Here is a 7,169-nt window from a genome sequence, read left to right as displayed (position 1 = left end):
GCCAGCATTTTGGAAAAAACCATGCTAAGCAAAAAATACAATGAGCCGCCCATATGGACAGCTCATTTACATAATGACCGTTATTGGAAGTTGTAATGTGGTCTCTTGTTTTAAACGGTTAACTAACTTTAAATTTTTCCATTTTGACGACATGCTCAACGCCGCGAAAAAATAAGTTTATTTTCTGTTCCTGAAAGTAACCTTTTTATATTTTCTCTATGCTTGAAAATAACTATAAACGTCATTAGGAAAGCAAATATATAAAAATATATGGTATTCCCGAAAACTGGAACAAATGAGATCGCTGCAAAAAGCATTGTAGCGCATATTGTGCCTAAAGAAACATAACGGGTAAAAACTACTATCGTCACAAAAAAACAAATGCATAAAATGGCCATAACCCAGTTGATCATAAACATCACAGCTACTCCCGTAAGTGCTCCTTTGCCCCCTTTAAAACCAAAATATATCGGCCAGTTATGCCCTATAATCACTCCTGCACCTGCCGCTAAAAGGCTTACGCAATCTTTAGCCTCTCCTGAATAAAAGTAAACGCTAAGGAACAATCCTATAAAACAGGCAATTATTCCTTTTAATATATCTCCAGCAAGAACAAATACTGCAGCAGATTTACCAAGTACCCTCAGGGTATTGGTAAGCCCGGCGCTTTTGCTTCCATGGTTTCTTATGTCCTTTCCGTATATTTTCCCTACAATCACCGCTGTATTAAGGCTGCCTAAAAAGTAGCCCAAAGCTAAGGCCGAAAAAATTTTAAAAATATCAATCATCACTCTTCTCCCTTTAAATTATTCTAATTTTCTTTTATTTCATTTTATCAGAATGTAGCATGTAGCAAACTATGAATATCGTATACATGCTTGGTTAACATAACGCATTATTATCAGTAGTTAATAATTAATAGAATTTTCGTTATGGGGGGATATTGATTCTTTAGGTTGATAGCGATGTGGTGCTACCCCATCCCTATCAAGCTAAACTCATACAACGTCACTTATAGTAGAGGTTATTTCTTTTTTTCTAGAGGATACATGTAGGGAATTTAAAGATTTGCATACGAAAGAAACCCTAACGGGTTTCATTTTTTTCTGAAAATCCAATGTCCTTATAACACTTTTCTAAAATCATTAAAAACATTTTATCTACTGCTTTATCCCTATTAAGTAAGGTATCATCTAAATCAAATAGCATTGCTTTATAACCTCTCAAATAACTTCACAGCCTTTCTCACATTATATAAATAATCCCTAGTTCGCACCTTCAAACTTTCAGTTTACCAAAAAATGTAACCTTCAACTATCGCACCCGATAATTGAAGATAAGCAAAACTGAGTTGTCAATTGGCAACCAGTTCTTAAAATCAAATTCATTTCTTTGTTAATCATTATGTAAAATCTATTACAACGGGGTTGGAGCATTAATTAGTTGGTCAAAATTTATTTCTAAAAGTTGTCCTGCGTGAACTAAACCACTTCCAAAACCGTACATAAGAACTCGATCTCCATTTTTGACTTTTCCTTCACGAATTCCAAGATCAAGGGCTAAAGGAATTGTAGCAGCAGAGGTATTTCCATAATTGACTAAGCTATAAAGGGTTTTTTCCAATGGGTATTCTAATTTTTCGCAAATTGGTTCTATCAATCTTAAGTTAGCACTATGGGGTATAAACCAATCAACTTGATCTAAACTCGTTTGCGTTTTTTCTAAAATCTTTCGTATACTATCTGGAATATTTCTTACAACCCAACGAAAAACTTCTCTACCATTTTGTACAAGGCATTGAGTATCGATTAACTCAATCCCATTGACCTTTTTGGATAGTCCAGAACGATATACATGTTGTGCTCCTCTTCCATCACTTCCTAAATGAAATCCAATGAAATCGTTTGATTGTTCATCCCTTTCAACTAATACTGCACCAGCACCATCACCAAATAGAATACATGTACTTCTATCGGTATAATCCGTAATTTTTGAGATTGTGTCTGCTCCAATAACTAATACCTTTTTGTGTAGTCCAGAAGAAATTAAACTGTTTGCTGTATGCAATGCGTAAACAAATCCTGCACACGCTGCACTTAAATCTATAGCACCTGTTTCGGTTATATTTAATTGATCCTGTATTATGCTGGAAACAGATGGGAATGGGAAATCTGGTGTGCTAGTTGCTACAATAATCATATCTACATCTTCGACTTTTTTATTATATCTGTGCATTAAATCTTTTACAGCAGATACACATAAATCACTGGTAAATTCATCAGAACGAGTTATTCTACGTTCATGAATTCCTGTTCTTTGAATAATCCAATCATTACTTGTTTCGACCATTTGCTCAAGCTCAAAATTTGTTAATTTCTTTTCAGGTACATAGGTACCAATAGCTGTAATCCTTGCTTTTGACATCACTTGTTTCTCCCCCTTTACTATAATTATACTTAGTATTATAATCTAACATTAGTATCAGATACTAATATTTGTCAATGATTTAAAATGAAAATACTGGTAATTGAATATCCGCTTATGAAAATATAAAAAGGGAGAGGGAGTCATGTTCAATACTCAACAAATTAAAGAAATTATTCCACATCGTTATCCGTTGTTATTAGTTGATCGTATTCTTGAAATAGAGAAGGGAAAACGCGCAGTTGGAATTAAAAATGTTACTGCTAATGAAGAGTGCTTTAATAGTCACTTTCCAGAATATCCAGTAATGCCAGGTGTTCTAATTGTAGAAGCGTTGGCACAAGTAAGTGCAGTTATTATGTTAATGAAAGATGAAAATCGAGGGAAAATTGGATTATTTGCTGGCATTGATCGTTGTCGTTTCAAGAAACAAGTTCACCCTGGAGATCAATTGCGTTTAGAAGTAGAAATGACAAGGGTTCGTGGTTTGATTGCAAAAGCAAACGCTGTTGCCACGGTAGATGGAGAAGTTGTTTGTGAAGCAGAAATTACGTTCGCTCTTTACAACAATAAGAAATCCTAAAGGATTATTATAATCTTTAAATTAATGGAGCAAAAACATATTTTAAAAGGGCTGTTTTCCTAAGTATCGTTGCTAATAAGGGTCCCACTCCATGCTCATCAACTTAAGCATTCGGAACGCCCAATGCCGATCAACCTAATAGAACGGGTTGCCCCCAAAACGATAAAAATGAACTTCGTTGCTACAAAAGACACAAAATTTTCGTTTTGGGGGCATTATAAAATTTTAACTTGATGGCGATGGGGGTAGTTCAATAAAACAATATTTCTTTATTTCTCAATATAAAGAGTCTAGAATTTTCACTAACAATCATGTAATATATAAGCAAAGAGTAAGGTAAGAGTTACTCTTTGCCATTTTAGAAGAGGATTTGCTATACATAGCAGGTCCTCTTTTGTTTTGATAAACCCTCACTAGTTGCGATAGGTAAGATTTTGAAGTTATCTCCATCTTTTCCCCAGCTTAACACTGTACGTACGACTTTCACCGCATATATCGTCCCATCTTATCCTGTTATACTAACGCCACTAGATTACAACCAATGTTGTTACTACAGATATTATAAGCCATATACATAACCCTATAGGAACTAGAACTACTACTAAGCAACCAAGGTTAGGAAGGTTACTTTGAATAAACTCTAACTTATCAAAGATTTTTTTTATTTTCACACACAAGGTTGTTACGAATTTAGGGCCTATTTTTTACAAATAAAAAAGATGACTCATTTCTGAGCCATCTTGAATAAATAATTCGCTATATTCTTAACTGTTTCCGCAGAATGTTCGTTTACAACAATAACTTTAATTCCCCAAAATTCCTTCATTCCGATTTTGCTCTCAACCTTTTTAATACTCTTTTATTGAAAAGAAATTGAACGAAACAAATATCGTTCCTTGTCACTTCAGCAATAGATGATGCAGTTAACAAAAGCAAGGATATCCTCTATTTCCAAGTATTTTTGAAAACCTAAGGAAAATACGGCCCCTATTATTATATGAATTTAATCTCTTTTTTCTCCACTCTTTACTTTTATTACGTTACGTTCTTAACAATTCGCAAATACATAGTATCCTTTTTCCCAGCGTTCTTTTAACCACCGCAATTTAAATTCCATGTTTGGTTCATAGGTAACAGCTACTTCCATCAGTTTATATTCCTCTAGAATTTCCAAACATCTATTTGGGCTCGGAAGCGTGCGTATAAACTTAATATCCTCATCCTCCAAAAAACCCCATACAATTCCCTTAAAATTAATTGGGAGTAGTTCCAATATCGTATCTCTACTTAATCCCGATGATTCTAAAAAATCTTGAAGATACGATAAGGATAAATATGTCCATGAAGTACTTTGATACTCCTCTCCCAAATTTAAATTCTTATCGCTATTAGTACCACTACATCCAGTATGTCTTATCGCTTCTATTCCCCATTTCATCTTTTCCCCTCCGAATTTACTGCTCATTAGATAATAGAAAAGTATTTACTTTAGTAATTTCTATTTCTATTTCATGATTAGAATAAGTAGCTTTATCTCTATTTCCAAGTAATGAATTTAGGGATAACCTGTACAAAACATGTCAAAACATTGTGCAACAATCGTATGTTCTTCAGTATGTACTTGGAGAACATGGAAAGACATTTTAATTTTAAAAGAAAGAAAAAGAGACACATTCCTTACAGGCTCTTTTTCTTTTATTATTACCTCTCTTATTTCTTCATGTAATTCTATTAAAAGTCGTTACCTCCAGTATTTTTATTAATTTATTATTGAAAAACAAATCAACTAGCTAACATAAAATAACAATGCAGCTGCCTCTTGACGTTTCATTATTTGTTTTGATAGATAATCCGCTGATCCATCTTCGTTATATATTACCTCTGGCCCAACTAAACGATGACCTACAATGTTCTTCACAGACTCTTTTGCCCAATCATCAGTTTCTCCTTTTAAAGTAGCGTCTACAGGTGGTGCACCTAACATTTTCAAATACTGCCAAGTAATCCATGCTGCTTCTTGTCTAGTAATAGCACGATCTGGATAAAATTGTTCCCCTTCTTTTTCGTATAAAATACCAATTTCATATAGCTTTTGAATATGAGATGCATAAGGATGATTTTTCACGTCAGAAAATACTGGGTCTTTTTTTGAAGGTGGTGTAAAGTAAGCAATTTGAGATAACCAATATGCAAATTCTGCACGTGTAAGAGAGGCTTCAGGAACAAAATTCCCCTCCTTATTTGCTTTTAATATCTCGTATTGGTGTAAAGGATCTATAAATTTAGCATATGGATGATTTTCCTCTACATCATGGAATCTCTCAGGTTCACTTAATTTCACTGCTGAACTACCAGAGTTCCAGTGTATCATTTCTTTTACAGTACCATCTTTGTGTAGTTTAAACGCCATATAATTACCTTTATCATCCTCAAATATTAATGGATCTATTTGTTTTAATTCCTGCTTACCATATACTTTATCACTTACATATAACTTTCCTTCACTTATATTTAAATGTGAAATAAGATTTTTCACCCGCAAATCACGGTACACGCCTTCAAATTTTTTAAGCTCTTCTTCGCTAGGTTTTAAATAATCTGGCTTTGTTTTGTCTGGAAAATAATGATTCATAAATTCATTAAATATTTCTATAGGAAGTGATGAACTATCTTTATTCGTAACAACAAAAACTCCAATTTTATGTTCAGGAATTAACCACATTAAAGATGAAAACCCTGGTATATTTCCGCCTTTGCCAAACACATATTGACCATTATGACTTTGTGGTGAAAAGAATTCAAATCCATATGTCATATTAGGATATTTGGGATGTAACGCAAATTTTGTTTTTTGCATATCTTGAACAGTTTCTTTTTGTAGTATTTGGTTATTTTTAAATTTACCATCATTCAATTGAGCAATCATAAAATTGGCTACGTCACTTCCTGTAGAAAACATGCTCCCTTGCGGCATGTCTGTCGGTCTTGTTTGATAAAATGGGATAGCATTGCCTTTTGCATCGTATCCTGTTGCAAGTTTATCTTTGATAAAATTTGTCATAACAAAACTACTATTATGCATTTCTAGAGGGTAAAAGATATTCTTAGCCATATATTTATAAAAAGGTGTGTTTGTCAAATTTTGAACAATATACCCCTGAAGCATAGAAGCAAAATTATCATATGTATACGTATCTCCTGGCCTTCTCACTACTGTGGGTATATTTTCTTCTACATAATCTTTAAGTTTTGTATAATCATTAACTTGATAATGAATATCCTCCGGTCTAGGATCCACGAAATCAAACCCTGTTGTATGGGTAAGTAGGTGCTCCATTGTAACAGGTTCACCCATGTTATTTTGGTACTTTAATCCTCCCATATAATTTACAATATCTCTATTTAAATCGATTTTTCCTTGTTCAACTAACTGCATTACAGCACTAGCAGTAAAAACCTTTGATACTGACGCTAATCGAAAAACTGTTTTTTTGGGATCGATGGGAATATTATCTTCTTTATTGGAAAAACCGTACCCTTTTTGAAATAGAATTTGATCATCTTTCACAACGACAATAGCTACACCTGGTGCATTTTCTGCTTTCATTTTCTCTGGAATAACTTTATTGGTAAAAGCTTCTACATCTTTAGCATTCAATCCTATAGATGAAGCCGTTTCAGCTTTTGAATAATTACTACCCAGGAAGACTAACAAGAAGCAAATACTTATAGCTACTAACCTTCGAAAATGATTCTTCATTCTATTACTCCTACTTTCCAAACTAATTTCCCCTTTATTACTAGATATATTGATTATTATTCTATAGGCTAAACGCAGATCCCAATAACCAAACCATATTCTACCATTATACGATATATTTTTCTAATTTTATTTCTATTCTGTCATTTATCCCCTTTTCCGCTTTAGAATAACATTTCATGCATGGTAGACCTTAGTTATAGAAGAATGCTGTTGCAAACAAAATGCGAATTGCACAAAAAAAGAAGCATAAACCTGCATTTTCTGCAAAGTTATGCTTCCTGTTATATATGCAATTGGTTCTATATGTAGGATTCTGGTGCAAAGATAATGAAATATTAAAAAGAGAACGACAGATTCCTAATTGAATCCATTCTTATGCTGATAAGCCAAAAGGATTAT

At 33.4% G+C, this 7,169-nt stretch carries 5 protein-coding genes and 1 pseudogene; 1 reads left to right on the top strand and 5 read right to left on the bottom strand.

Annotated elements, in window-relative coordinates; translation table 11 throughout:
• Positions 1-155: 155 nt before the first annotated feature.
• The 3 genes and pseudogenes from plsY to JDS80_RS24680 all read right to left on the bottom strand — a co-directional run bounded on the left by plsY (position 156) and on the right by JDS80_RS24680 (position 2,424).
• A complete protein-coding gene (gene plsY, locus JDS80_RS24685) occupies positions 156-788 on the bottom strand; it encodes a glycerol-3-phosphate 1-O-acyltransferase PlsY (protein ID WP_199640191.1) in 633 nt (210 codons plus the stop codon).
• Positions 789-1,098: 310 nt separating this feature from the next.
• Positions 1,099-1,209, bottom strand: a pseudogene (locus tag JDS80_RS31640) (HAD family hydrolase); the annotation flags it as partial.
• A 207-nt stretch (positions 1,210-1,416) separates the two neighbouring features.
• Complete coding sequence (locus JDS80_RS24680) at positions 1,417-2,424, bottom strand: ketoacyl-ACP synthase III (RefSeq protein WP_071748151.1); 1,008 nt, start codon at positions 2,422-2,424, stop codon at positions 1,417-1,419.
• A gap of 145 nt (positions 2,425-2,569) precedes the next feature.
• On the opposite strand from JDS80_RS24680, the gene fabZ reads away from it, so the two are divergent.
• Positions 2,570-3,007: a 3-hydroxyacyl-ACP dehydratase FabZ gene (gene fabZ, locus JDS80_RS24675; protein ID WP_199640190.1), complete on the top strand. Its 438-nt coding sequence runs from the start codon at positions 2,570-2,572 to the stop codon at positions 3,005-3,007.
• A gap of 1,048 nt (positions 3,008-4,055) precedes the next feature.
• Here fabZ and JDS80_RS24670 read toward each other — a convergent pair.
• Positions 4,056-4,445, bottom strand: coding sequence for a hypothetical protein (locus JDS80_RS24670; protein WP_199640189.1), 390 nt, complete (start codon positions 4,443-4,445; stop codon positions 4,056-4,058).
• 348 nt (positions 4,446-4,793) lie between these two features.
• Positions 4,794-6,767, bottom strand: a complete 1,974-nt coding sequence (locus JDS80_RS24665; RefSeq protein ID WP_199640188.1) for a serine hydrolase domain-containing protein — start codon at positions 6,765-6,767, stop codon at positions 4,794-4,796.
• Positions 6,768-7,169: the final 402 nt, after the last annotated feature.

This window comes from Bacillus cereus group sp. N8 (assembly GCF_016483685.1).
GTDB classification, from domain to species: domain Bacteria; phylum Bacillota; class Bacilli; order Bacillales; family Bacillaceae_G; genus Bacillus_A; species Bacillus_A proteolyticus.
Note: the sequence above shows the minus strand (reverse complement) of the source record. Positions and strands in the feature narration are given on the sequence as shown.

What these genes read in the sequence shown, in the direction of transcription:
- JDS80_RS24680 (WP_071748151.1), bottom strand. Translation starts at nt 2,424, where the DNA reads ATGTCAAAAGCAAGGATTACAGCTATTGGTACCTATGTACCTGAAAAG.
- JDS80_RS24665 (WP_199640188.1), bottom strand. Translation starts at nt 6,767, where the DNA reads ATGAAGAATCATTTTCGAAGGTTAGTAGCTATAAGTATTTGCTTCTTG.
- fabZ (WP_199640190.1), top strand. Translation starts at nt 2,570, where the DNA reads ATGTTCAATACTCAACAAATTAAAGAAATTATTCCACATCGTTATCCG.
- JDS80_RS24670 (WP_199640189.1), bottom strand. Translation starts at nt 4,445, where the DNA reads ATGAAATGGGGAATAGAAGCGATAAGACATACTGGATGTAGTGGTACT.
- plsY (WP_199640191.1), bottom strand. Translation starts at nt 788, where the DNA reads ATGATTGATATTTTTAAAATTTTTTCGGCCTTAGCTTTGGGCTACTTT.